Origin of the sequence: Craterilacuibacter sp. RT1T (assembly GCF_023502145.1) — a bacterium.
GTDB lineage: Bacteria > Pseudomonadota > Gammaproteobacteria > Burkholderiales > Chromobacteriaceae > Craterilacuibacter.
Genome location: NZ_JAMFLI010000031.1, coordinates 1 through 686 on the forward strand (window position 1 = coordinate 1; position 686 = coordinate 686).

Sequence of the window (686 nt, forward strand, 5' to 3'; positions counted from 1 at the left end):
GCAGCCATCAGCTCAGCGTTCACCTGGAATGGGGACAGCAGGGCAATACGCTCGGCCCAAACTTCTTTTGGCTCACCCATGGAAACCCAAACGTCGGTGTGGATGAAGTCAACGCCTTCAACCGCAGCCTTAGGATCATCGGTCAGCACCAGACGCGCGCCGGTTTGAGCAGCAATTTTCTTGCACTCTTCAACCAGAGCCTCTTCAGGCCACAGATCCTTAGGACCCCCAATGCGTACTTCCATACCCAGTTTGCAACCCACAACCATCAGGGAGTTACCCATATTGTTGCGAGCATCGCCAACATAAGCGTAAGAGATCTGGGACAGCGGCTTTTCGCTGTTTTCGATCATGGTCAGCACGTCAGCCAGCATCTGGGTTGGGTGCCATTCGTCGGTCAGACCGTTGTAAACCGGTACGCCGGCGTTGTCGGCCAGTTCCTGAACCACGTCCTGCTTGAAGCCACGGTATTCGATCGCATCGTACATGCGGCCCAGTACACGCGCGGTGTCTTTCATCGACTCTTTGTAACCGATCTGCGAACCGGACGGCCCGAGGTAGGTCACGTGAGCGCCCTGATCGTAGGCTGCCACTTCAAACGCGCAACGGGTACGGGTCGATGCTTTTTCGAAAATCAGCGCGATGTTTTTGCCAACCAGACGCTGCTCTTCGTTACCGGCGTTTTT

1 protein-coding gene is annotated in these 686 nt (G+C 55.5%); it reads right to left on the reverse strand.

Annotated features, from left to right (window positions below):
- The coding region (gene argF / locus M3P88_RS15805) for an ornithine carbamoyltransferase (RefSeq protein ID WP_249616952.1) at positions 1-686 on the reverse strand (686 nt) is incomplete at both ends.